General features: G+C 70.0%; 23 protein-coding genes and 1 tRNA gene. 11 read left to right on the top strand and 13 right to left on the bottom strand.

Annotated features, from left to right (window positions below; translation table 11 throughout):
• Positions 1–27 precede the first annotated feature (27 nt).
• The 3 genes from B082_RS0106990 to B082_RS37790 all read right to left on the bottom strand — a co-directional run bounded on the left by B082_RS0106990 (position 28) and on the right by B082_RS37790 (position 2,839).
• Positions 28–1,626, bottom strand: coding sequence for a polyamine aminopropyltransferase (locus tag B082_RS0106990; RefSeq protein WP_026249509.1), 1,599 nt, complete (start codon positions 1,624–1,626; stop codon positions 28–30).
• An 84-nt stretch (positions 1,627–1,710) separates the two neighbouring features.
• Positions 1,711–2,232: a DUF2617 family protein gene (locus B082_RS0106985; protein ID WP_018522268.1), complete on the bottom strand. Its 522-nt coding sequence runs from the start codon at positions 2,230–2,232 to the stop codon at positions 1,711–1,713.
• Between the two features lie 313 nt (positions 2,233–2,545).
• Positions 2,546–2,839: a hypothetical protein gene (locus tag B082_RS37790; protein WP_106435476.1), complete on the bottom strand. Its 294-nt coding sequence runs from the start codon at positions 2,837–2,839 to the stop codon at positions 2,546–2,548.
• A gap of 135 nt (positions 2,840–2,974) precedes the next feature.
• Between B082_RS37790 and B082_RS0106980 the strand changes: the two genes are divergently transcribed.
• Entirely contained in the window at positions 2,975–4,153 is a 1,179-nt protein-coding gene (locus B082_RS0106980) for a pyridoxal phosphate-dependent aminotransferase (protein WP_018551094.1), read from the top strand.
• Positions 4,154–4,211: 58 nt separating this feature from the next.
• Here B082_RS0106980 and B082_RS0106975 read toward each other — a convergent pair whose 3' ends face one another.
• Together B082_RS0106975 and clpB are read right to left on the bottom strand one after the other, a co-directional pair.
• The gene (locus tag B082_RS0106975; RefSeq protein ID WP_018551093.1) at positions 4,212–4,781 is read right to left on the bottom strand and encodes a YbjN domain-containing protein; all 570 of its coding nucleotides are present in this window, start codon (positions 4,779–4,781) and stop codon (positions 4,212–4,214) included.
• 193 nt (positions 4,782–4,974) lie between these two features.
• Positions 4,975–7,569, bottom strand: a complete 2,595-nt coding sequence (gene clpB / locus B082_RS0106970) for an ATP-dependent chaperone ClpB (protein ID WP_018551092.1) — start codon at positions 7,567–7,569, stop codon at positions 4,975–4,977.
• Between the two features lie 219 nt (positions 7,570–7,788).
• Here clpB and B082_RS0106965 point away from each other — a divergent pair, with 219 nt between their 5' ends.
• Positions 7,789–8,193 carry a pyridoxamine 5'-phosphate oxidase family protein gene (locus tag B082_RS0106965; protein WP_018551091.1) on the top strand — a complete coding sequence of 135 codons (405 nt, stop codon included), beginning with the start codon at positions 7,789–7,791 and terminating at the stop codon, positions 8,191–8,193.
• Between the two features lie 99 nt (positions 8,194–8,292).
• On the opposite strand, the gene B082_RS0106960 is transcribed toward B082_RS0106965, so the two are convergent.
• Positions 8,293–8,613, bottom strand: coding sequence for a hypothetical protein (locus B082_RS0106960; protein WP_018551090.1), 321 nt, complete (start codon positions 8,611–8,613; stop codon positions 8,293–8,295).
• Positions 8,610–8,861 (bottom strand): hypothetical protein, encoded by a 252-nt coding sequence (locus B082_RS0106955; RefSeq protein WP_018551089.1) that lies wholly within the window; start codon positions 8,859–8,861, stop codon positions 8,610–8,612. The genes B082_RS0106960 and B082_RS0106955 overlap by 4 nt, the downstream gene beginning before the upstream one ends.
• 113 nt (positions 8,862–8,974) lie before the next feature.
• On the opposite strand from B082_RS0106955, the gene B082_RS0106950 reads away from it, so the two are divergent.
• From B082_RS0106950 to B082_RS0106935, 4 genes are all read left to right on the top strand, one after another.
• On the top strand, positions 8,975–9,985 hold the full coding sequence (locus B082_RS0106950) for a helix-turn-helix transcriptional regulator (protein WP_199783768.1): 1,011 nt from the start codon (positions 8,975–8,977) through the stop codon (positions 9,983–9,985).
• 189 nt (positions 9,986–10,174) lie between these two features.
• Positions 10,175–11,155, top strand: coding sequence for a helix-turn-helix transcriptional regulator (locus tag B082_RS0106945; RefSeq protein WP_018551087.1), 981 nt, complete (start codon positions 10,175–10,177; stop codon positions 11,153–11,155).
• Positions 11,152–12,120 carry a LuxR C-terminal-related transcriptional regulator gene (locus B082_RS0106940; protein ID WP_018551086.1) on the top strand — a complete coding sequence of 323 codons (969 nt, stop codon included), beginning with the start codon at positions 11,152–11,154 and terminating at the stop codon, positions 12,118–12,120. The genes B082_RS0106945 and B082_RS0106940 overlap by 4 nt, the downstream gene beginning before the upstream one ends.
• Positions 12,120–13,124, top strand: coding sequence for a helix-turn-helix transcriptional regulator (locus B082_RS0106935; RefSeq protein WP_018551085.1), 1,005 nt, complete (start codon positions 12,120–12,122; stop codon positions 13,122–13,124). The genes B082_RS0106940 and B082_RS0106935 overlap by 1 nt, the downstream gene beginning before the upstream one ends.
• 24 nt (positions 13,125–13,148) lie before the next feature.
• Here the strand turns inward: B082_RS0106935 and B082_RS0106930 are convergent, their stop codons facing one another.
• The 4 genes from B082_RS0106930 to dnaK form a co-directional block, all read right to left on the bottom strand.
• The gene (locus B082_RS0106930) at positions 13,149–13,595 is read right to left on the bottom strand and encodes a heat shock protein transcriptional repressor HspR (protein WP_018522258.1); all 447 of its coding nucleotides are present in this window, start codon (positions 13,593–13,595) and stop codon (positions 13,149–13,151) included.
• A gap of 1 nt (position 13,596) precedes the next feature.
• Positions 13,597–14,787 (bottom strand): molecular chaperone DnaJ, encoded by a 1,191-nt coding sequence (dnaJ, locus tag B082_RS0106925; RefSeq protein WP_018551084.1) that lies wholly within the window; start codon positions 14,785–14,787, stop codon positions 13,597–13,599.
• A 132-nt stretch (positions 14,788–14,919) separates the two neighbouring features.
• Entirely contained in the window at positions 14,920–15,570 is a 651-nt protein-coding gene (gene grpE / locus B082_RS0106920; protein WP_018551083.1) for a nucleotide exchange factor GrpE, read from the bottom strand.
• The gene (gene dnaK / locus B082_RS0106915; RefSeq protein WP_018551082.1) at positions 15,567–17,426 is read right to left on the bottom strand and encodes a molecular chaperone DnaK; all 1,860 of its coding nucleotides are present in this window, start codon (positions 17,424–17,426) and stop codon (positions 15,567–15,569) included. Before dnaK ends, grpE begins: the two co-directional genes overlap by 4 nt.
• A gap of 250 nt (positions 17,427–17,676) precedes the next feature.
• Between dnaK and B082_RS0106910 the strand changes: the two genes are divergently transcribed.
• The 3 genes from B082_RS0106910 to B082_RS0106900 all read left to right on the top strand — a co-directional run bounded on the left by B082_RS0106910 (position 17,677) and on the right by B082_RS0106900 (position 21,965).
• Entirely contained in the window at positions 17,677–18,354 is a 678-nt protein-coding gene (locus B082_RS0106910) for a sugar transferase (protein ID WP_018551081.1), read from the top strand.
• Positions 18,355–18,504: 150 nt separating this feature from the next.
• Entirely contained in the window at positions 18,505–20,772 is a 2,268-nt protein-coding gene (locus tag B082_RS0106905) for a (Fe-S)-binding protein (RefSeq protein WP_018551080.1), read from the top strand.
• Between the two features lie 209 nt (positions 20,773–20,981).
• Positions 20,982–21,965, top strand: coding sequence for a Yip1 family protein (locus B082_RS0106900; protein WP_018551079.1), 984 nt, complete (start codon positions 20,982–20,984; stop codon positions 21,963–21,965).
• Positions 21,966–22,068: 103 nt separating this feature from the next.
• Here B082_RS0106900 and B082_RS0106895 read toward each other — a convergent pair whose 3' ends face one another.
• A complete protein-coding gene (locus B082_RS0106895; RefSeq protein ID WP_018551078.1) occupies positions 22,069–22,569 on the bottom strand; it encodes a phosphoribosyltransferase in 501 nt (166 codons plus the stop codon).
• Positions 22,570–22,575: 6 nt separating this feature from the next.
• Complete coding sequence (gene dcd, locus B082_RS0106890) at positions 22,576–23,151, bottom strand: dCTP deaminase (RefSeq protein ID WP_026249506.1); 576 nt, start codon at positions 23,149–23,151, stop codon at positions 22,576–22,578.
• Positions 23,152–23,583: 432 nt separating this feature from the next.
• On the opposite strand from dcd, the gene B082_RS0106880 reads away from it, so the two are divergent.
• Positions 23,584–23,657, top strand: a tRNA-Gly gene (locus tag B082_RS0106880).
• 121 nt (positions 23,658–23,778) lie between these two features.
• The coding region (locus B082_RS37785; RefSeq protein ID WP_018551076.1) for an IS630 family transposase at positions 23,779–24,554 on the top strand (776 nt) is incomplete at its 3' end.

Raw genomic sequence — 24,554 nt, 5'->3', positions numbered from 1 at the left:
CTGACCGGCACCGCCCGCCGGACCGCCTCACCGCTCCTCCCAGTAGCGGGGGTGCACCAGCGTCGACGGCTTCAGCCCGGACAGCCGCCCGGCCTCCGCCCTGCGCCCCGCGTCCCGCAGCCCCGGCAGGGTCAGGGAGCGCAGCGCGGGCGCCCGCGGGTCCAGGCCGAGCGCGGGCCGCGCGCCCGCCGAGGCCAGCAGGAACCCCCAGCCGTGGTCCCCGTCCGTGTCGGCCGAGGCCCGGTCGGGGCCCACCACGAAGCCCGAGCAGCGCCCGCCGACCCGGTAGGGGCGCGGACGCAGCCCGGCCGCCCGCATCGACGCGTCGACCGTCCAGTACGTACGCGGCCGGCCGACGGGCGGGCCGCCGTGCACCACCACGCGGCCGCCCGGCGCGAGGGCCTCGGTGACCAGACCGTAGAACTCCGCCGAGTAGAGCTTGGTGCTCGCCGAGATCCCGGGGTCCGGCAGATCGGAGATCACCACGTCGTAGCGCCCGTGGGCCGTGCGCAGCCAGGTGAACGCGTCGCCGGTCACCGCCGTCACCCGGGGGTCGTCCAGCGCGTGCCCGTTCAGCGCGGAGAGGGCGTGGTCCGTACGGGCCAGTCGGGTGACGGTGGGGTCCAGCTCCACCAGCGTCACGTCCCGCACGCCCGGGTAGCGCAGCACCTCCCGTGCCGCCAGCCCGTCACCGCCGCCCAGGATCAGCACCCTGGCGTGCGTCCCGTTCATCGCCGGGTGCACCAGCGCCTCGTGGTAGCGGTACTCGTCGCGCGCGCTGACCCGCAGCCGCCCGTCCAGATAGAGGTCCAGGGAACTGCGGCCCGCACCGGTCAGCACGACCTCCTGCACGTCCGTCTGCACGGCGACCCGCACCTGGTCCCCGTACACCGCGCGCCGCGCCGCCCGCTCGAAGTCGTCGGCCAGCAGCGCGGCCGTGGCCAGCACGGCGATCACCGTCGCGTTGGCGGCGATCAGCAGCCACCTGGACCGGGGCGGCACATCCCGCCGGAACACCCACAGCACCAGCGCCCCGCCCGCCGCCGCGTTCACCGCGCCGGTCAGCAGCGCGCCGGTCAGCTGTCCGAGCACCGGCAGCAGCAGGAACGGGAACGCGAGACCGCCGACGAGCGCCCCCACGTAGTCCGCGGCGAAGAGATCGGCGACGGCCCCGCCCGCGTCCTGCCGGTCCACCCGCTGGATCAGCGTCATCAGCAGGGGGATCTCGGCACCGATCAGGATGCCGATCGTCAGCGAGAACCCGACCAGCGCGTACCTCGACTCCCCGAACCAGGCGAACGACGCGTACAGCACCAGCGCGGAGAAGCCCCCGACCAGGGCGAGCGCCGCCTCGATCAGCCCGAAGCCCACCGCGGCCCGGTTGCGTAAACGTTTCGCGAGCAGCGAGCCGATGCCCATCGCGAACACCATCACGGACAGCACGACGGACGCCTGGGTGACCGAATCACCGATCAGGTACGAGGCGAGCGCGACCAGTTCGAGCTCGTACACCAGTCCACAGGCTGCACAGACGAAGACGGCGGCCAGCACGAGGTACCGACCGGTCCTCGGCCGGACGGGAAGCCGCGCCGCGCCCCCTCGCAGCGACATATGCTGGTCGATCATGCCGCGAACGCTACGTCACTGACTCGTCGCCGTTTGTCACCCACAAGGGTGCAACCGGCGCACCCGCGGCGCAGTCGGCGTCCGTCACAGCGCCGCCGCCGGCATCCGCACGCCCACCCGGGTCCGCGTCACCACCAGCTGCCCCTCCTGCGGGTACGCGTGCCAGGTGCGCCACCGCACCTGCCCCTCGGTGCGCTGGGCGAGCATGGCGGTGAAGGCGTGCGGGCTGCCCGGGAACGTACCGGCCAGCCCATGGGGATGATCGGCGACGAGCGCCAGCAACTCCTGGGCGCGGCCGGCGAAGGAACCCGCTCCGAGCGTCTCGACGCGGGCCGCGAACTCGTACTCCCAGTCGCCGATCCGTTTGGCGACGCCCAGGGGCAGCGGGGTACTGCTGCCGGGCATGCAGGCGACGGTTTCGGAACAGCTGCCGCGCTCCTCCTCCAGGAGCACCTGATGGGACGCCCCGAGCAGCCTCAACTGCATTGTGGCGCCCGCGAGTTCGAGGTCGAGGACGGCCAGCGCCGGGAGCGGTTCGCGCCCCAGCGCCCAGGCGAGATCGGCGGCACGGGTATCGGAATAGGCCGTATGAAGGGTCGTGAGCATGGATCGGCTCCGCAAACACGCATGGACACATGGACAGGGGACGCCCCCGCGCCGTGCGCGTGGGAGGTGGGAAGCGCCCGATCAGGTCCAACTGGGGTCCGAGGGCTGAATGTTCTCTCCACCGAGGGAATCACGAACTACGCCGCACTCACAGCGTTTTTGCCCAACTTGCCGGGGTTTCCATCCCCCCGGGGGCCTTCCGCTCATCTGTTCACCGCAGACCCGCCTTCAGGCCCAACAAAAAGGAACCCAGCGGGACTTGGCGTGTGTCACACCCGTCCCGCCGGGCCCCTCGCGGACCAGCTGCCCCGTGTCAGCTGCCTCCGCCGCAGCCGCCTCCGCCACCGCAGGAGGAGCCGCCGCCACAGGAGGAACCCCCGCCGCAGGAATGACCGCCGGAATGACCACCCGAGTGACCGCCACTGCCGCAGGACGAGCCACCGTCGCCGCCCCCGGCCCACCAGCTGCCCCCGCCCGCGCCACCGCCCACGGCACCGCGCCGCCTGCCACGCGTCGGCGCACGCCCCTTGCCGCCGACCCCCGCCAGCCTCGCCACGAGGACGACGACCGCCACGCCCAGGATCAGCCAGCCCAGCACACCACTCATGACCTCACGTCCTTCCGTCCCCCGAAGCGAGGCCCCCGCTTCGCGCCGATTCCGGCGTGGAAGGCGAATGCCCGCACCCCGACAGGCCCAAAGCAGACTTGAGCAACTCCAGAGCTTGCGCGCAGGATGACGGTCATGACACAGGGACGACCGCTGCTCAACCGCCGCCTCGCCGAGTTCGGCACGACGATCTTCGCGGAGATGTCCGCGCTGGCCGTCCGCACCGGAGCCATCAACCTCGGCCAGGGCTTCCCGGACACCGACGGCCCCGAGGAGGTCCGCGAGGCCGCGGTCCGTGCCCTGCGCGCCGGGCACGGGAACCAGTACCCGCCGGGCCCCGGCATCCCCGAGCTGCGCACCGCGATCGCCGCCCATCAGCAGCACCGCTACGGCCTGGCGTACGACCCCGACACCGAGGTCCTGGTCACCGCGGGCGCCACCGAGGCCATCGCCGCCTCCCTCCTGGCGCTCCTGGAGCCCGGTGACGAGGTCATCGCGCTGGAGCCGTACTACGACTCGTACGCCGCCTGCATCGCCATGGCGGGCGCCACCCGCGTTCCCGTCACCCTGCGTCCCGACACCTCTGCGGGCACCTACCGGCTGGATCTCGACGAACTGCGCGCGGCCGTCACCCCGCGTACCCGGCTGCTGCTGATCAACACCCCGCACAATCCCACCGGCACCGTCCTGACCCGCGAGGAACTGACCGCCGTCGCCGAGCTGGCGTGCGAGCGCGATCTGCTGGTCGTCACCGACGAGGTCTACGAGCACCTGGTGTTCGAGGGCGAACACCTGCCGCTGGCCGGCTTCCCCGGCATGCGCGAGCGCACGGTCACCATCAGCTCGGCCGGCAAGACGTTCTCGTACACCGGCTGGAAGATCGGCTGGATCACCGGGAGCCCGGAGCTGGTGGCGGCGGCCCGCTCGGCGAAGCAGTTCCTGACGTACGTCTCCGGCGGGCCCCTCCAGTACGCCGTCGCCGAGGCGCTGCGGCTGCCCGACCGCTTCTACGCGGAGCTGCGCGCGGATCTGCTGGCCAAGCGGGACCTGCTGTGCGCCGGGCTCGCCGACGCCGGGTTCGCGGTCTACCGGCCGGCCGGCACGTACTTCGTCACCACCGACATCCGGCCGCTCGACGCCTCCGGCGACGGGATCGCGTTCTGCCGGGCGCTGCCCGAGCGGTGCGGGGTGGTGGCCGTCCCCAACGCCGTCTTCTACGACCACCGGGACCAGGGCGCCCCCTTCGTCCGGTTCACCTTCTGCAAGCGGACCGAGGTGCTCCAGGAGGCCGTCACCCGGCTCGGGAAGCTGTGAGACACGACGGAGCCCGGCGCGGGACTCCCGCGCCGGGCTCCGTCGTGTGTGCGGTCGCTCAGGCTTCCGGAGCGGACTCCGTGCCCTCCGCGCCGTCGGCGGCCTTCTGCTCGGCCGGGGCCAGGCCCAGGCGCTCCAGCAGCCACTTGTCGAACTCGATGGAGGCACGCACCCAGCTGACCGTCGAGGAGACGAAGTGCTCCAGGGAGACGCCGGTGCCGATGAGCATCTGCGCCTCACCGATCAGGCGGATCGAGGCACTGGTCTCCTCCGAGCCCTCCTCGGGCTCGTGGGTGTGCGTGTAGACCTTGGGCCACAGGGTGCGGCGGTTCCAGTCGTCGATCGCGTCGAGGAGGACCGGGCGCTGGTCCGTGTCGTGCGGGCGGTCGTAGAACGTGCGGACCGAGAAGACCTGCTGCTCGCCCTCGCCGCGGAACATGAAGTACGTGCGGAATTCCTCCCACGGCGCGGCGAGGTCACCCTCGTCGTCGACGACGTACTTCAGCTCCATCTGGTCCAGCAGCTGCTTGACGAGGTCCTGGTCAGGGACGACGGGGCCCTCCGGTCCTGCCGCCTGCGGTTCGGGCTGGCCCCCGAAGTTAGGAATCGAGGACGGATCGATGCTCACCGTAATTTCCCTTCGTGCGGTTGGCTGCCATCCTCTCCCATCCCGGGCGGGGCATGGCAAGCCCGCGAGGCCCCGATCCGCCACAAGCTGATATCCGGCCGGCGGGGAAAGGGGCCTCGGGCACTCCGGTTACGCCGTGCGGGTTCCGGTTACGGGCGCGGGCGGGTTCCGGTTACGGACATGTGCGCTCCGCTCACGCCGTCGAGCCGACGATCAGACCGTCCTCGAACCGGTCCACGCGGACCGTGTCGCCGTCCTTGACCTCGCCCGCCAGGATCTCCTTGGCCAGCCGGTCGCCGATCGCCGTCTGGATGAGGCGGCGCAGCGGCCGGGCGCCGTACGCCGGGTCGTTGCCCTCCTCCGCGAGCCAGGCCAGGGCCTTTGGGGTGACCTCCAGGGTGAGCCTGCGGTCGGCGAGGCGCGCCGCGAGCCGGTCGATCTGGAGCCCCGCGATGTGCGTCAGCTCGTCGCCGGACAGGGCCGAGAAGACCACCAGGTCGTCCAGCCGGTTGAGGAACTCCGGCTTGAAGGAGGCCCGGACGACCTCCAGGACCTGCCGCTTCTTCTCCTCCGGTTTGGTCAGCGGGTCGGTGAGGAACTGGCTGCCGAGGTTGGACGTCAGGATCAGGATGGTGTTGCGGAAGTCCACCGTCCGGCCCTGCCCGTCGGTGAGCCGGCCGTCGTCCAGGACCTGGAGCAGGATGTCGAAGACCTCGGGGTGGGCCTTCTCGACCTCGTCCAGCAGGACCACGCTGTACGGGCGGCGGCGGACCGCCTCCGTGAGCTGGCCGCCCTCCTCGTAGCCGACGTATCCGGGCGGGGCGCCGACCAGGCGGGCGACGCTGTGCTTCTCGCTGTACTCGCTCATGTCGATGCGGACCATGGCCCGCTCGTCGTCGAAGAGGAAGTCCGCGAGGGCCTTCGCCAGCTCGGTCTTGCCGACACCGGTCGGCCCGAGGAAGAGGAACGAGCCGGTGGGGCGGTCCGGGTCGGCGATACCGGCGCGGGTACGGCGTACCGCGTCCGACACGGCCTGGACGGCCTCGGTCTGCCCGATGAGGCGCTTGCCCAGCTCCGCCTCCATGCGCAGCAGCTTCTGCGTCTCGCCCTCCAGCAGGCGGCCGGCCGGGATGCCGGTCCAGGCACCCACCACATCGGCGATGTCGTCCGGGCCGACCTCCTCCTTGACCAGGGTCTCCTTGGGCTCCTTCGCCGCTTCCTCCTCGGCCTCGGCGGCCTCGGCCAGCTCGCGCTCCAGGCCGGGGATCTCCCCGTACAGAAGCTTGGACGCGGTGTCGAAGTCGCCGTCGCGCTGGGCGCGTTCGGCCTGGCCGCGCAGGTCGTCCAGGCGCTCCTTCAGCTCACCGAGCCGGTTGAGGCCCTGCTTCTCCTTCTCCCAGCGGGCGTTGAGGCCGCGCAGCTCCTCCTCCTTGTCGGCGAGGTCGCGGCGCAGCTTCTCCAGACGCTGCTTGGAGGCGGCGTCGCTCTCGTTCCTGAGGGCCAGCTCCTCCATGTGCAACCGGTCGACGGAGCGCTGGAGTTCGTCGATCTCGACGGGCGAGGAGTCGATCTCCATGCGCAGCCGGGAGGCCGCCTCGTCGACGAGGTCGATGGCCTTGTCGGGCAGAAAACGGGAGGTGATGTAGCGGTCGGACAGGGTCGCGGCGGCGACCAGTGAGGCGTCCGCGATCTGCACCTTGTGGTGGGCCTCGTACCGCCCCTTGAGTCCGCGCAGGATCGCGATGGTGTCCTCCACGGACGGCTCCGCCACCAGCACCTGCTGGAAGCGGCGCTCCAGGGCCGGGTCCTTCTCGATCCGCTCGCGGTACTCGTCCAGGGTGGTGGCGCCGACCATCCGCAGCTCGCCGCGGGCCAGCATCGGCTTGAGCATGTTGCCCGCGTCCATGGCGGAGTCGCCGCCGGCGCCCGCGCCCACGACGGTGTGCAGCTCGTCGATGAACGTGATGATCTGGCCGTCGCTCTCCTTGATCTCGGACAGGACGGTCTTCAGGCGCTCCTCGAACTCGCCGCGGTACTTCGCGCCCGCGACCATGGCGCCCAGGTCCAGCGAGACGAGCCGCTTGTTCTTCAGGGATTCCGGCACGTCGCCCTTGACGATGCGCTGGGCGAGCCCTTCGACCACGGCGGTCTTGCCGACGCCGGGCTCACCGATGAGCACCGGGTTGTTCTTGGTGCGCCGCGAGAGCACCTGGACGACGCGGCGGATCTCCTGGTCGCGCCCGATGACCGGGTCGAGCTTGCCCTCGCGGGCCGCCGCGGTGAAGTCCGTGCCGAATTTCTCCAGGGCCTTGTACTGGCCCTCCGGGTCGGGAGTGGTCACCCGTCGCCCTCCCCTGCTCTTCTCGAACGCGTCCAGCAGCTTCTTCGCACTGGCCCCCTGCCCGTCGAGGATCTCACCGGCGCGGCCGCCCTTCGCGGCGATCCCGATCAGCAGGTGCTCGGTGGAGATGTAGTCGTCGCCCAGCTCCTTGGCGCGCTGCGCGGCGTCCGCGATGACGGCCAGCGTCTCCCGGTTGGGCTGGGGCGGTGCGACGGTCGACCCGGTCACGCTGGGCTGCGCGCCGAGGAGCCGTTCAGTCTCGGTGCGCACGGCGATCTGGTCCGCGTCGACGGCGGCCAGCAGATCGATGAGGTTCTCGTTGTCCTCGCCCGAAAGCAGCGCGAGCAGCAGATGCCCCGGGGTCAGATCGGGGTGGCCGTCCTTCACGGCCCTGCTGGTGGCCGCGTTGATGGCGTCCCGGCTCCTGTTGGTCAGCTCGGCGTCCACGTGCGCTGTCTCCTCCTCGCGATGACGGGGTCCGTTGTCGTCTGGTCTGCCACGGTCAACGTGTACAAAGTTGAGTCTATTCCACTCAAGGCTGCTCGCGCACAGAGTTGAGCCCGTTCCACTCAAGGCGAAACCCCGCCTCCGCCCCTCCTCCGAGTGAAACCGCCGCCCCGGGTACCCGCCACCGCAGCGCGTCGCGCCCCGCCTACGCTGTGGCCCATGGCAGTCGACGTACACCATCCCGGCCCCGAGTACCTCGCGTTCTGGCGTGAGAACCACGTGTGCACGCTCACCACGGTCCGCCCCGACGGCACCCCGCACGTGGTGCCGGTGTGCGTGACCTACGACCCCGAGGCCGGTCTCGCCCGCGTCATCACCAACAAGCACAGCCGCAAGGTCGCCAACATCCTGGCCGCCGGCCCGGACGGCGCCCGCGTCGCGGCGTGCCAGGTGCACCGCCGCCGCTGGGCGACCCTGGAGGGCGTGGCCCGGATCAGCACCGACCCGGAGCGGGTCGCGGAGGCGGTACGCCGCCACACCGAGCGCTACGACCGGGTGCCGTCACCCAACCCCGACCGGGTCGTCATCGAGATCACCCTCGACCGGGCTCTCGGCCGCGGCTGAGCGCGTCCGGGCACAGCACAACGGCGCCACCGTGTTCAGGTCACGGTGGCGCCGCTGTGTGGGGGAGTGACTGAGCGACGTGGAACGACGGGGGATCGCTCAGGCACTGCGGGGGGTGGCGGAAATGGCTTCGGGTTCGAACAGCTGGTGGTCACGCTGTGCGAGGTTCACAAAAATCATGTCGTACCGGATGGCGCAGCGCACCGGCTGCGGCGCACCCCGCGGCTTGCGCAGGCATCGGTAGGCCCGGACCTCGCCGTCGTCCTCCCGGGCGACGACGACCGGGTCGCCGAACAGAGTGACCATCAACGAGTCACCACGGCGGGGCAGCGCCGTGACGAGATCGATGAAATGCCACCCTGACCGGTAGGCGGTCGCCATCTCGCGCCGGAAGGTCCGGTCGTCCGGTGGGGTGGTCATGCGACTGCGGTGGAACCGGCCGGCGCAGTGGTCCAGCCGATGTCCGAGCCGGTGGGCAGAATGGTCCAGCCGATGTCCGACCCGTCAGCCGAGGCGGTCCATCCGATGTCCGACTTGGCGGGCGAAACGGTCCAGCCGATGTCCCCGGCAGCGACAGCCCCATCGCCGCCCTGCCCAAAGCCGCTGCCGCCCAACAGCCCTATACCCAGGGCCGCAACGAACGAGGCGGCAAGCGCCGAGCGAAGCATTCGCTTATACATAGTCGGCTTCGTCCTCACTTGTGGATTCTTCTCCCCCGCACCAAAGACGATGTCTTACAGGGGCACGCAAGCACCACCGAGGAGATGCATCATGTTCCTGTATGTTCAGGAACCTGGGGGGTGAAGATATGGCCACAAAAAGCACCAATCCGGCACATCCTCATGGGATCACCGAACTTTGCCAGGCCGGGGCGCGTCTTTACGCCAGTGCGTTGCGTCTGGGGCGTATAGCGCGGGCCGACATCGAACCGGCACCCTGCCTCATAGATTTCGCCCTCCTGCACCCCGATCCGGACGACCCGGCATGGCTCCGACCAGTCCCCCCTTCGGTTGCCCTGGCTCAGCACCTCCATCCGCTGGAGCGGGAGATCCTGGAACGCCGCAAGCATTCGGTTCAGCTGACCGAATCGTTCGAGCCATTCATGGACATCAGTACGCAGGGCCCTCCGGTCACCCACGCGATCACCGTGCTGGAGGGCGTCAACCGCATCAACGCCGCGCTCGACCAGGCCACCGCGGAGTGCCGCACCGAGGTCCTCACCGTCCAGCCCGGCGGCGGCCGCATCGAGGACCGCCTGAGCAAGTCGCTGGACCGCGGCCTCTCCGTCGTCCAGCGAGGCGTCCGGATGCGCACCCTCTACCAGCACACCGTGCGGCACAGCCCCAGCACACTCGCGTACGCGGAACGCATGGCCGACAGCAACGTGGAGATCCGCACGCTTGAGGAACTCGTCGAGCGCCTGATCGTGTTCGACCGGACGGTGGCCTTCATCCCCGCCCAGGACGACCGGCAAGTCGCCCTGGAACTGCGCCATCCCGGACTCGTCGAGTACCTGGCCAACGTGTTCGAGCAACTCTGGAAACGCGCCGCTCCGCTCCGCGAGGAGATCAAGTACGAGCCGATACCGCTGGGCATCAGCGGAGTCCAGTACTCCATCGCCCAGCTGCTCATCGAGGGCCATGTGGACGACTCGATCGCCCGCCGCCTCGGCATGAACGTCCGCACCTGCCGGGCGCACGTCGCCAAACTCGCCGCCGCGCTCGGCAGCAACAGCCGGGCCCAGCTCGGCTACTTGATCGCCCGGTCAGGAATCCTCGAACAGGACTCCTGACCGGGCCGGGCCCCATGAGATCCCCACCCCCCGGGCCGGCAGGGCACGGCCACCCAACGGGGGAGAAGCGTGGCCACGCCCTGGATCGGCCGGGGAAGTTCCCGGCTCCCCCGGCACGTCCACACTGCCCCGGGGATTACGCTTCCACCACCTTCATCTTGCTGCACTGCCAAAAGTGGGGGGTCACGAATGGGCAAGGACGAGGACATAGCGCACCACCCGCACGGAGACCTCGAACTGTGCGCAGCGGCCGTCAGCATCTACACCGAGGCGCTCAGCGCGGGACGCGTACCCCGGACCGCGCTGGAACCCGCCCCCTGTCTCACCGAGTTGGCGCTCGTCCACCCCGACCCGCAGGACAACGCCTGGATGCGCCCGGTGCCGCCCTCCGCGGCCCTCGCCCACCTGCTGCAACCCGTCACCCGGGAGATCCACGAGCGCATCAGGCTCTCCGCCGCCCTGGCCGACTCCCTGGCCCCCCTGGCCTCCGTCGCCAGCACCGACCCCAACCTCGCCATCACCGTCCTCGAAGGCATCCCGCTGATCGACGCGGCCATCCAGAACGCCACGGACGGCGCGCGGGAGGAGGTCCTGACCCTCCAGCCCAGCGGCAGCCGGCCCGTCGACCAGCTCAAGAAGGCGCTGGGCCGCGCCCAGGCCATGGCCGACCGGGGGGTGACGCTGCGCCACATCTACCAGCACCCGGCCCGCTACAGCCCCGCCATCAAGGCGTACCTGCAAGAGGTTCCGGCCGGCCACATCCAGGTCCGCACCATCGAGCAGACCGTCGAGCGCCTCTTCGTCTTCGACCGCACCGTGGCCTTCATCCCCGCCAGCGCCGACCGCGACGTCGCCCTGGAGATCCGCCACCCCGCCCTCGTCCGCTACCTGATCCAGGTGTACGAAGTGCTGTGGGCCCAGGCCAAACCGCTCTCGGCCCCCCTCCAGGCCACCGCGCCCCACACCTCGGTCACCACCGCCCAGCTGAGCGTCGCCCGGCTCCTCGCCGAGGGGAACGCCGACCAGATCGTGGCCCGCAAGCTCGGCATCAGCGTCCGCACCTGCCGCACCCACATCTCCAAGCTCATGCAGACCCTCGGCGCCACCAGCCGCACCCACCTCGGCGCCCTCCTCGTCCAGTCCGGCATCGTGGAAGGCGCCGGGAAGTGACCGGACCGGCGCCGCACCCCCACGGCGAGCGGGAGCTGTGCGAGCCCGGCCTCACCCTCTACACGGAGGCCCTCACCGCCGGCCGCATCGCCCGCAGCGCCCTCGGACCGGCCCCCTGCCTCGTCGGCCTCGCCCTGCTCCTGCCCGATCCGCGGGACGCCGCGTGGCTGCGCCCCGTACCACCGTCCGCTGCCCTGGCCCGGCTGCTGGACCCCCTCAGCCGGGAGATCGACGCGCGCCTGCGGCTGGCCACCGCGCTGACCCGGTCGCTGATGCCGCTGGCCGCGACGGCCGGTGACGACCCCAACCGCTCGATCACCGTGCTCGAAGGGCGGGACAGGATCCGCGCGGCGCTCCGCAACGCCTCGCGGTCGGCCCGGGAGGAAGTGCTGACCGCCCAGCCCGGCGGCAACCGCATGGCCACCAACATGCGGCAGGGCCTGGCGAACGCCGAGTACGTCATCGCGGCGGGAGGACGGCTCAGGCACCTCTACCAGCACCCGGCGCGCTACAGCCCCCGGCTCAGGGAGTACCTGACGGAGATCCCCTCCGGCCGCCTCCAGATCCGCACGATGGAACAGAGCGTCGGCCGCCTCCTCATCTTCGACCGCGAGACCGCCTACATCCCCGCCGACCCCGACAGCAGTACCGCGCTGGAGATCCGCCACCCCGCCCTCGTCCGCTACCTCGCGGACGTCTACGAGACGCTATGGGCCGTGGCCACGCCCTTCACCGAGAGCCTGCCGACCGCGGTCCCCGGAGCCCCGGCCACCGCCGTACAGCTCAGCATCGCCCGCCTCCTCGTCGAGGGGTACGCGGACCAGGCGGTCGCCGAGAAGCTCGGCATCAGCGTCCGCACCTGCCGCGCCCACATCTCCCGGCTGATGCGGACCCTCGGCGCCACCAGCCGCACCCACCTCGGCGCCCTCCTCGTCCGCTCCGACCTCGCGGAGCCCGCCCGGTAATGCCCCCGTCACCCGGACACGGCCACAGCGGCCACGCGCTGTGCGACGAGGCCGTCGGCCTCTACACCCAGGCCCTGTCCCACGGCCGCGTCGCCCGCTCCGCCGCCGCCCACGTGCCCTGCCTCACCGACCACGCCCTGCTCGCGCCCGACCCCGCAAACGGCCAGTGGCTGCGCCCCGTACCGCCGTCGGCGGCCCTGGCACAGCTGCTGCATCCCCTGGCCCGGGACATCCTGGAGCAGGTACGGACCGCCGGCCGTCCGGCCCGGACGCTGGGGGCGCTCGACGCGCTCACCGACCGGCCCGCGGACCTCGCCATCACCGTCGTCGCCGGGCAGTCCACCATCCAGGCGGCCATCAGCGCCGCCCTGGAGGAGGCGAACGACGAGATCCTCACCCTCCAGCCCGGCAGCACCCGCTCACCCGAGATGCTCCGGGTGGCGCTGTCCAGCACCCTGCCCACCGTCGAGCGGAACGTCCGGCTGCGCCACATCTACCAGCACTCGGCGCGCTACGGCCCGGGGCTCAAGGCGTATCTGGAACGGCTGCCCGGCGACCTCCTCCAGGTCCGCACGGTGGAGCAGGCGGTCGACCGCCTCATGATCTTCGACCGCAAGATCGCCTACCTGCCCGCCACCCCCGACCGCAGCGCCGCCCTGGAGATCCGCCACCCCGCGCTCGTCCGCTACCTGGCGCAGCTGTACGACGTCCTCTGGGCCCGCGCCACACCGTTCAGCGAGCCGCTGCCCACCGCCGTGCCCGGCGCACCCGTCACCGCCGTCCAGCAGAGCATCGCGCGCCTGCTCGTCGAGGGAAACCAGGACGAGGCCGTCGCCCGCACCCTCGGCATCAGCGTCCGCACCTGCCGCGCGCACATCGCCAAGCTCATGCGGACCCTCGGCGCCACCAGCCGCACCCACCTCGGCGCCCTCCTCGTCCGTACGGGCGTCGCACAGACCCCGCACACGACGACGCGGCCCGCCATGCCCGGAACACCGGGATGACGGGCCGCGTACGCGCGGGGCCGCTCAGTCCTTCGGCCGCTTGGGCCGCCAGACCACCAGCGCACTGGTCTGCTGCACGTCCTGGTACGGGACCAGGTCGCGCCGGTACGAGGCGTGGACCTGGGCCTCGCGCTGCTGCATCGCCGCCGCGGCGCCGTCCACGGCCGCCGAGAGTTCGGCGACGCGCTGCTGAAGGGCCGCGACCTGGTTCTCCAGCTCGATGATGCGCTTGATGCCGGCGAGGTTGATGCCCTCGTCCTGCGACAGCTGCTGCACGGTGCGCAGCAGCTCGATGTCACGGGCCGAGTAGCGCCGGCCGCGTCCGGCCGTGCGGTCGGGGGAGACCAGGCCGAGGCGGTCGTACTGGCGCAGCGTCTGCGGATGCAGGCCCGAGAGCTGGGCCGCGATCGAGATCACGTACACCGGGGACTCATCGGTCAGTTCGTACGGATTACGCCGTCGGCCGTCCACCTCAAGCTCCCTTCGCCGCCTGGAACAGCTCCGCCCGCGGGTCCTGGCCCGCGGTCGCCTTCCGGTAGGCCTCCAGCGCGTCCCTGGCCTCGGTGCCGAGGTCGGTGGGCACGGTCACCTCGACGGTGACCAGGAGGTCGCCCCGGGTGCCGTCCTTACGGACCGCGCCCTTGCCGCGGGCCCGCATCGTACGCCCATTCGGGGTGCCGGCCGGAAGCTTCAGCGTGACGGGCGGCCCGCCGAGCGTGGGGACCTTCACCTCGCCGCCGAGCGCCGCCTCCGTGAAGGTGACGGGCACCGTGACGGTGAGGTTGTCGCCCCTGCGGCCGAAGACCGGGTGGGCGTCGACATGGACCACGACGTACAGGTCGCCGGCCGGGCCGCCGCGCTCGCCCGGCGCGCCCTTGCCGCGCAGCCGGATGCGCTGGCTGTCGGAGACGCCCGCCGGGATCCGCACCTGCATGGTCCGCGAGGAACGCGCCCGGCCGCTGCCCTTGCAGACGTCGCAGGGGTCCTGGGCGATGAGACCGCGGCCCTTGCAGTCCACGCACGGGTCGGTCAGCGAGAAGCCGCCGCCGCTGCCGCGCGAGACCTGTCCGGTACCGACGCAGGTCGGACACACCCTCGGGGTGCCGTTCTTGTCGCCGGTGCCGGAGCACGCCTTGCAGGGGGCCTGGCTGGACATCCGCAGCGGGACCGTGGCCCCGTCGACCGCCTCGGTGAAGCTGAGCGTCACCTCGGACTCGATGTCCTGGCCGCGCCGCGGCTGCACCCGCGTACCGGTGCCGCCGCCGCGGTTGAACAGGCCGCCGAACACGTCGCCGAGCCCGCCGCCGCCGCCGAATCCGCCGGCGCCGCCCTGGCCCCCGCCGCCCTGGGCGCCTCCGAAGAGGTCCCCCAGGTCGAAGTTGAAGTTGCCCTGGGCGCCGCCGGGCCCGGCGCGGAAGCCGCCGTTGCCGAAGAGGGCGCGCGCCTCGTCGTACTCCTTGCGCTTCTTGGTGTCGCCGAGGACGTCATTCGCCTCGGAGATCTCCTTGAAGCGCTCCTCCGCCTTGTCGTCGCCCTTGTTGGCGTCCGGGTGGAACTCGCGGGCGAGCTTCCGGTACGCCTTCTTGATCTCGGCGTCGGTGGCGTCCTTGGGGACGCCGAGAACCTTGTAGTAGTCCTTCTCGACGAAGTCCTTCGTACTCATCGACGTCCCTCCTTTCGGACGACCGGCCGGGAGCCCCCCGTCCGGCCGGCGCCGGGCCCGAAGGCCCTGGCACCGACCGGACGGAAGGTCCTGGTGGCCGGGCGGTGTGCTGCCAGGTGATCGGACGGAATGTCAGACCTCCTCGCCGCCACCGCTCTCCTCGTCGTCTGTCTTCTCTTCCTTCGCCGCCGCGGGAGCCGCGCCCGGCTGGGGCTCGGCCACCGCGACCCGCGCGGGACGGATGGTGCGCTCGCCGATCCGGTACCCGGGCTGCAGGATCGCTACGCAGGTCGTCTCCGTGACGTCCGGCGCGTAGCTGTGCATCAGGGCCTCGTGGATCGTCGGGTCGAAGGGCTCGCCCTCCTTGCCGAACTGCTGCAGACCGAGCTTCGCGACGACCGTCTCCAGCGATTCGGCCACCGACTTGAACCCGCCCACGAGCTCTCCGTGCTCCCGGGCCCGGCCGACGTCGTCGAGCACGGGCAGGAGCTCGGACAGGAGGTTCGCCGAAGCGATCTCCTTGACCGTGACCCGGTCCCGCTCCACGCGGCGGCGGTAGTTCTGGTACTCGGCCTGGAGCCGCTGGAGGTCGCCGGTGCGCTCGGTGAGCGCACTGCGGGCCTGGTCCAGCTGCGCGGTGAGTGCCGTGATCTGGTTCGCGTCCCCGGCCGGGGCCGCAGCCTCCTCCTCGGAGGGGGCGGCGGCCTTCGGCTCGGCGTCGTCAGGGGTGGCGCCGGAGGGGACGTCGGGCTCCTCCTCGAAGCCCGGAGTCTCCTCGGTCACGCCGCACCGCCCTTGGAGTCCTTCTCGTCGTCGACGATCTCGGCGTCGACGACATCGTCCTGGGCGTCGCCCTGCGCCTGCTCGGCACCCGGCTGCGCGTCACCCTGCGGGCCGCCCTCGGCCTGGGCGTTGGCGTACATCGCCTGGCCCAGCTTCTGGGAGACGGCCGCGACCTTCTCGGTGGCCGTGCGGATCTCGGCGGTGTCCTCGCCCTTGAGCTTCTCCTTCAGCTCGGTGAGCGCGGTCTCCACCTCCGTCTTCACGTCACCGGGGACCTTGTCCTCGTTGTCCTTGAGGAACTTCTCGGTCTGGTAGACGAGCTGCTCGCCCTGGTTGCGCGACTCGGCGGCCTCGCGGCGGGCGTGGTCCTCCTCCGCGTACTTCTCGGCCTCCTCACGCATCCGGTTGACCTCGTCCTTCGGCAGCGAGGAGCCGCCGGTGACGGTCATCTTCTGCTCCTTGCCGGTGCCGAGGTCCTTCGCGGCGACGTGCATGATGCCGTTGGCGTCGATGTCGAAGGCGACCTCGATCTGCGGGACGCCGCGCGGCGCCGGCGGCAGACCGGTCAGCTCGAACATCCCGAGCTTCTTGTTGTACGCCGCGATCTCGCGCTCGCCCTGGTAGACCTGGATCTGCACGGACGGCTGGTTGTCCTCGGCCGTCGTGAAGATCTCGGAGCGCTTGGTCGGGATCGTGGTGTTGCGCTCGATGAGCTTCGTCATGATGCCGCCCTTGGTCTCGATACCGAGGGACAGCGGGGTGACGTCGAGGAGCAGGACGTCCTTGACCTCGCCCTTGAGGACACCGGCCTGGAGCGAGGCGCCGATCGCGACGACCTCGTCCGGGTTCACGCTCTTGTTGGCCTCCTGGCCACCGGTCAGCTCCTTGACGAGCTCGGTGACGGCCGGCATGCGGGTCGAGCCACCGACGAGAACGACGTGGTCGATCTCGGAGAGCTGGATGCCCGCGTCCTTGATGACGTTGTGGAACGGGGTCTTGCAACGGTCCAGGAGGTCCGCGGTGAGCTGCTGGAACTGCGAGCGCGTGAGCTTCTCGTCCAGGTGCAGCGGGCCCTCGGCCGACGCCGTGATGTACGGCAGGTTGATCGTGGTCTCCGTCGAGGACGACAGCTCGATCTTCGCCTTCTCCGCGGCCTCGCGGAGACGCTGGAGAGCCATCTTGTCCTTGGACAGGTCCACGCCGTGCCCGTTGGCGAACTGCTTCACCAGGTAGTCGACGACGCGCTGGTCCCAGTCGTCGCCACCGAGCTGGTTGTCACCGTTGGTGGCCTTCACCTCGACGACGCCGTCGCCGATCTCCAGGAGGGACACGTCGAAGGTGCCGCCACCGAGGTCGAAGACGAGGATCGTCTGGTCGTCCTTGTCGAGCCCGTACGCCAGCGCGGCGGCGGTCGGCTCGTTGACGATACGCAGGACGTTCAGGCCCGCGATCTCGCCGGCCTCCTTCGTCGCCTGGCGCTCGGAGTCGTTGAAGTACGCCGGGACGGTGATCACCGCGTCGGTGACCTTCTCGCCCAGGTACGACTCGGCGTCACGCTTGAGCTTCTGCAGGATGAAGGCGCTCATCTGCTGCGGGTTGAAGCTCTTGCCGTCCAGGTCGACCTTCCAGTCAGTGCCCATGTGGCGCTTGACGGAGCGGATGGTCCTGTCGACGTTGGTCACTGCCTGGCGCTTGGCGACCTCGCCGACCAGCACCTCGCCGTTCTTCGCGAAGGCGACGACGGACGGCGTGGTCCTGGCGCCCTCTGCGTTGGTGATGACGGTGGGCTCGCCGCCTTCGAGAACGCTGACGACGGAGTTAGTCGTGCCCAGGTCGATGCCGACCGCACGTGCCATTTCGATTCCTCCAACATGACTACTTGAGTGGATCTGACTCAAGGATGCATGACTCCCGTCCCGGAGTCAACAGACCTGAGTCGAGTGGACTCAACTTACGTGCACACACCCCGCGCGACCGGCGACACCTGCCCACCCGATGGGCCATACAACCCTTCCCATCATGGCCGCATGGGATCGTTCTGTCACAAAATGCCGTGAGCAGTGCAAAACCGTCATCCGATCCGCCGAACCCAGGCAGGTGCGAACGATGCGTACGCAGAGGAGAGGGCAGCGGGGCCGCGGGCCACGCCCCTGGCAGCCGCCCCGGGCATCCCGCCTGACGACCGCGCGCGAGACCCTGCGCACCCTGACCCCCGCACCCCTCCCCCGCCCCACCGCCAAGCGCACCCTGGACGTGCTCCTCGGCTCGGCCCTGCTGCTCCTGGCCTCCCCGCTGCTGGCCGCCGCCGCCCTGGCGCTCGCCGTCCGGCACCGGCCGGCAGACGTACTGACGCACTCCCCGCGCACCGGGTTGCACGGCCGCCCCTTCGTCCTGCGCTCACTGCGCACCCGCCGCCTGAAACTGGACATCGTCTCCCGGCTGCACCACGTCGTACGGGGCGAGCTCTCCCTCGTGGGCCCGGCACCGCTCGCCCCGGGCGACGTACGGAACGGCTCCGGCGGCGCGCGACACTGGCGCCAGGAGCTGAAACCGGGCCTGACCGGCCTGGCCCAGGTGCGCCACCGCTCGGGAATGCCGTGGGACGAGGCGGCGCTCCTCGACCAGCACTACGCGGAGCACCAGGGGCTGCGGCTGGACCTGGCGATCCTGGCCGAGGCGGTCCGCGCCCCCCTGCTCCGGGCGGCCCGCGCCCCTCGGTGGCGCGGCAAGGCACACCTGAGCGACACAGATCACCGCCTGCCCGGCTACAGGACGGCGGAATAAGTGGATAGTGTCAGCACAGACTGATTAAGTTACTGCTTAGTAGTAGCGATACTCGTAGTCCCAGTGATCACCTCCATGCCCACTGGCACACGCGGTACCCGCTAGTAGACGCTGGATCGATCCCCACCTCGCAGGCCCGAGGAGCCCCCAATGCAACTCGCCGCGATCATCGTGTCGCTGGTGCTGACCGTGGTCGGCGTTGCGCTCATCGCCCGAGCCGTCGCGCAGATCTACCGGTTCGTCACGCTCGGACAGCCGGTCCCGGCCGGCAGTCGCACCGACAACCCGAAGCAGCGCACCCTCACCCTGGTCAGGGAATTCCTCGGCCACACCCGGATGAACCGGTGGGGGATCGTCGGCTTCGCGCACTGGTTCGTCGCCATCGGCTTCCTGACCCTGCCGCCGACGCTGCTCCAGGCGTACGGGCAGCTGTTCAAGGCCGACTGGGTCCTGCCGATCATCGGTGAATGGCTGCCGTTCGAGCTGTACATCGAGTTCATCGGCCTGATGACGACGGTCGGCATCCTCGTGCTGATCGCCATCCGGCTGCTGAACCTCCCGTCCCGGGCGGGCCGCAAGTCCCGCTTCGCGGGCTCGAAGGCCTGGCAGGCGTACTTCGTCGAGTACGTCATCCTCGTCATCGGCCTGGCGATCCTGACCCTGCGCGGCCTTGAGGGCGCGATCCACCACGTCGGCGGCTACGAGGCCGCGTACTTCGTCTCGTACCCGCTGGTCCTCGCCTTCAAGGGACTGGCGCTCGGCACCCTCCAGAACCTCATCTACTTCGTCGCGATGATCAAGATCGGCACCTCGCTGATCTGGATGATCACGGTGTCGCTCAACACCAACATGGGTGTCGCCTGGCACCGCTTCCTCGGCTTCCCGAACATCTGGTTCAAGCGGAACGCCGACGGCGAGGTCGCGCTCGGCGCGCTCCAGCCGATGACCTCGGGCGGCGAGGAGATCGACTGGGAGGACCCGGCCGAGGACGCCGTCTTCGGCGTCTCCCAGGTCGAGCAGTTCTCCTGGAAGGGCATCCTCGACTTCTCCACGTGCACCGAGTGCGGCCGCTGCCAGTCGCAGTGCCCCGCCTGGAACACCGGCAAGCCGCTCTCCCCGAAGCTCCTGATCATGTCCCTGCGCGACCACGCGCACGCCAAGGCCCCCTACCTGCTGGCCGGCGGCGGCAAGGACATGGAGGGCGAGGAGAAGGCCTCGGCCGAACAGCTGAAGGACGTCCCCGCGGCCGCCCTCGCGGAGGCCGAGCGCCCCCTGATCGGCACGCTGGAGGAGAACGGCGTCATCGACCCGGACGTCCTCTGGTCCTGCACCACCTGCGGTGCGTGCGTGGAGCAGTGCCCGGTCGACATCGAGCACGTCGACCACATCGTCGACATGCGCCGCTACCAGGTGATGATCGAGTCCGCGTTCCCGTCCGAGGCGGGGACCATGCTCAAGAACCTGGAGAAGAAGGGCAACCCCTGGGGGCTCGCCAAGAAGCAGCGCGTCGAGTGGACCAAGGAGGTCGACTTCGACGTCCCGATCGTCGGCAAGGACATCGAGGACCTCACCGAGGTCGACTACCTCTACTGGGTCGGCTGCGCCGGCGCCCTGGAGGACCGCGCGAAGAAGACCACCAAGGCCTTCGCCGAGCTCCTCCACATCGCGGGCGTCAAGTTCGCGATCATGGGCGGCGACGAGAAGTGCACGGGTGACTCCGCCCGCCGCCTGGGCAACGAGCCGCTGTTCCAGCAGCTCGGCGCGGAGAACGTCGCGATGCTGAACATGGCGTTCGGCGAGGACGACGAGGACGACTCGACCAAGAAGGCCAAGGCGACGAAGAAGATCGTCGCCACCTGCCCGCACTGCTTCAACACCATCGCCAACGAGTACCCGCAGCTCGGCGGCGAGTACGAGGTCATCCACCACACGCAGCTGCTCCAGCACCTCATCGACGAGGGCAAGCTGATCCCGGTGACCCCGGTCGAGGGCCTGATCACGTACCACGACCCCTGCTACCTGGGCCGTCACAACAAGATCTACACGCCCCCGCGCGAGATCATCGCGAAGGTCCCGGGACTGCGGAACGAGGAGATGCACCGCCACAAGGAGCGCGGCTTCTGCTGCGGCGCCGGTGGTGCCCGGATGTGGATGGAGGAGCGGATCGGCAAGCGCGTCAACAACGAGCGCGTCGACGAGGCCCTCTCCCTCAACCCGGACATCGTCTCCACGGCCTGCCCGTTCTGCCTGGTCATGCTGACCGACTCGGTCAACGGCAAGAAGAACGACGGCAAGGCGAAGGAGTCCGTCCAGGTGGTCGACGTGTCGCAGCTGCTGCTCGACTCCGTGAAGACCCCGGCCGACCCGGCGGGCGAGCCGGAATCGGCCGACGCACCGGAGCCGGAACCGGCGAAGTAGCCGGACCCGCGCCACGGCGGAGCGAAGCGGTCGGACCTGCCTCGGGGGCAGGACCGGCCGCTTCCGCTTTTCCCGCTCCTGCCTTCCCCCGCGGCGTGCTGGTGGCAGCCCCTCGGGGACCCCCTAGGGGATGTCACAGCTGAGCGTCAAAGGCCGGCCAGTTCCGCCGCCCCGGCACCCGCCCCCGATGGAGCAGGTACGTTCGATGGGTGGCTGGATTCAGGATCGGACGCGGCCGGGACAACCGCACCCCGCAGCAAGGGCAACAGCAACCGCGGCAGCAGCCGTACGGCAATCAGGCACCCCCGCCGCCGTACGGACAGCAGCAATGGCCGCCGACGGGAGGGAACAACGCCCCGCACCACGCCGCACCGGGCTACAACGACGGCGGTGCCTACCCCGCCGACAACGGCTACAACCACCCCGGCGGCCCGCACCACCCCGGCGGCTACCCGGGCAACGGCGGCTACCCGGGCGGCGGCCCCGACGAACCCGAGTACTTCGGCGACCCGTACCCCCAGCAGGGCGGCCCGCACCACGGCGATCCGTACGCGAACAACCCCGGCCACACGCAGGCGTTCAGCATCGGCGAGGAGCCGTACAGCGACGGCAACGCCTACCGCGCCGGCCACGCCCCCGCCCCGCCCATGGGCCCGCGCCTGCACTGGAAGCAGCTGCTCAGCGGCATCGTGACGCGCCCCGGCCCGACGTTCTGGCAGATGCGGGACTACCCGGTCTGGGGCCCCGCCCTGATCGTGACGTTCCTCTACGGCCTGCTGGCCCTCTTCGGCTTCGACGAGGCCCGCGAAGACGCGATCCGCGCCCCCGTCTCCAGCGCCGTCCCGTACGTCCTCATCACGGGCGTCTGCTTCGTACTCGGCGGCCTGGTCCTGGGCGCGGTCACCCACACGCTCGCCCGCCAGCTCGGCGGCGACGGCTCGTGGCAGCCGACGGTGGGCCTGTCCATGCTGATCATGTCCCTCACGGACGTCCCGCGCCTGGTGTTCGCGATGTTCCTGGGCGGCGAGAACTCCCTGGTCGTGATCCTCGGCTGGATCACCTGGCTGGCCGCGGCGGCGCTCCTCACCTCCATGGTGAGCAAGTCGCACGACCTGCCGTGGCCGAAGGCACTGGGCGCGTCGGCGATCCAGCTGCTGGCGCTGGTGTCGATCCTGAAACTCGGCACGATCTGAGGACCTGAGGCACAACCGCAACACCTGAAAGGGCCCGGTGGCGGAGAAATCCACCACCGGGCCCAGCCATTCCCACCCGCGTACTCACTCGTCACGTACCCACTCAGGCGTCGAGAACCTGCCCGCCGCGCCGCACGACGGGCTTCTCCACACTCCACGGGAAGTTGATCCAGCGATCGGTCTTCTTCCACACGTACTCGCATTTCACGAGCGACTGGGGCTTCTCGTAGATGACCGCGGACCGCACCTCGGCAACGTGATCGATGCAGAAATCACGCACCAGTTTCAGCGTCTTCCCGGTATCGGCGACGTCGTCGGCGATCAGGACCTTCTTGGCCGAGAAGTCGATGGCGTTGGGCACGGGCGCCAGCATCACCGGCATTTCCAACGTGGTGCCCACACCCGTATAGAACTCCACGTTCACCAGGTGAATGTTCTTGCAGTCCAGCGCGTACGCGAGACCACCCGCGACGAACACCCCGCCCCGCGCGATGCTCAGCACCACATCCGGCTCGTACCCGTCGTCGGCCACCGCCTGCGCCAGCTCCCGCACGGCATGCCCGAAGCCGTCGTACGTCAGGTTCTCCCGCACGTCGTCACCCATCGACCGTCACACCTGCGTCCGGTGGAAATTCAGGAAGGAGCGCGACGCGGTCGGCCCCCGCTGCCCCTGATAACGAGATCCGTACCGCTCGGAGCCGTAAGGAAACTCCGAAGGAGAACTCAGCCGGAACATGCACAGCTGACCGATCTTCATCCCCGGCCACAGCTTTATCGGCAGCGTCGCCAGATTCGACAGCTCCAGGGTCACGTGCCCGGAGAAACCGGGGTCGATGAACCCGGCCGTGGAATGCGTGACCAGCCCGAGCCGGCCGAGCGAACTCTTCCCCTCCAGCCGCGACGCGAGATCGTCCGGCAGCGAGATGACCTCGTACGTCGACGCGAGCACGAACTCCCCCGGGTGCAGGATGAACGCCTCGTCCCCGTCCGGCTCGACGGTACGCGTCAGATCGACCTGCTCGACGGCCGGATCAATATGCGGATAACGGTGGTTCTCGAACACCCGGAAGTAGCGGTCGAGACGCACATCGATACTCGACGGCTGCACCATCGACGCATCGAATGGATCAATACGTACGCGTCCGGCGTCGATCTCGGCCCGGATGTCCTTGTCTGAGAGAAGCACCCACCGAGGATACGCAGAACGCGCGGGCCCGCCCCCATCGGGCCGCCCGCGCGCCTGTCACCCGCCCGCTACCGCTGCTCGAACACCACAGGCACGGCATGCCGCAACCGAGCACAACGAGGACAACGGATCAGCCGCCCGGGCCCGATCCGCCCGGCCCCGAGCTGCTGCATCGGAAACGAACTGGTAGCGAAAACGTGCCCTTCGGCACAGCGGACGACGGTGCGCTCCATGGAGTCCATCAAGTCCCTTCCCCATCAAGCCGTGGACGAGACCGCCACATTAGGGGATGAACAGGACCCCACTCCACGCGGCACTCCGACCACCCACGCTACGCCCCCAACTCCCGCCCCCGACACCCACGTCACCCCCACCCGGTCGGCGATGGGGTACAGTGTGGAACGATGCATCGCTGATCAGCGACGGCGTTACGCGGGTGTAGTTTAATGGTAGAACATGAGCTTCCCAAGCTCAGAGCGCGAGTTCGATTCTCGTCACCCGCTCCATGAAAAAGCCCCAGGCCAGCGGCCGGGGGCTTCTTTGTTGTCTGGAACTCTTGAGCGGCGGCGTGCCCTCCGCGTGCCCTATTGATCCGGAACGCTTTGGGTTCAGGCTCGTTGACTGTGTGTGNGTGATCTGGTGGGGGACGCGCGGACGTGGTCGCCGGACGCACAGGAGGCTGTGCGGCTACTGGCGGTGTCCGCGCTGGTGGAGGGTCGGGACAGGTCGGAGGTCGCGGGCTTGTTCAAGGTGTCGGTCAGGGCCGTGGACAACTGGTGGGCGAGGTGGCAGGCGGGTGGCCGGGACGCGCTGCTGTCCCGGCCGCGAGGCCGCCGCACAGGCGAGCACCAGGTGCTGTCCGAGGCCGAACAGGCCGCCGTGCGGCAGGCGGTCCTTGACCATATCCCCTGTGACCTGGGGCTTTCCGGTCAGCTGTGGACGCGGGGGCTGATAGGTGAACTGATCTTCAAGCTGTACCGGATCCGCTTCACCGAACCCGGGGTGGGCAAGTACCTCAAGCGGTGGGGCCTGACCTTCCAGCGGCCGGACAAGCGGGCTGTCGAACAGGACCCGCAGACCGTCCGCACTTGGTGCGAGGAGGCCTGGCCGGCGATCCGGGCCAGGGCGAAGGCGGAAGGTGCCGAAGTCCTCTTCGGTGACCAGGTCGGAATCCGCTCGGACCAGGTCACCGGCCGCACCTGGGGCGCCAAAGGCGTGACGCCGGTGGTCCGTCGCACCGGCAACCGGTTCTCCGTGAACGCGATGTCCGCGATCAGCACCCGCGGCCGGATGCACTTCATGGTCTTCACCGAGACTTTCGATGCGAAGGTCATGTGCCGCTTCCTTGCCCGGCTCGTCGGCCACTTCGACCGCAAGGTCCACCTGATCGTGGACCGGCACTC

Source organism: Streptomyces sp. ATexAB-D23 (assembly GCF_000373645.1).
Lineage (GTDB): Bacteria > Actinomycetota > Actinomycetes > Streptomycetales > Streptomycetaceae > Streptomyces > Streptomyces castrisilvae.
This window is presented reverse-complemented; position numbering and strand designations above follow the sequence as displayed.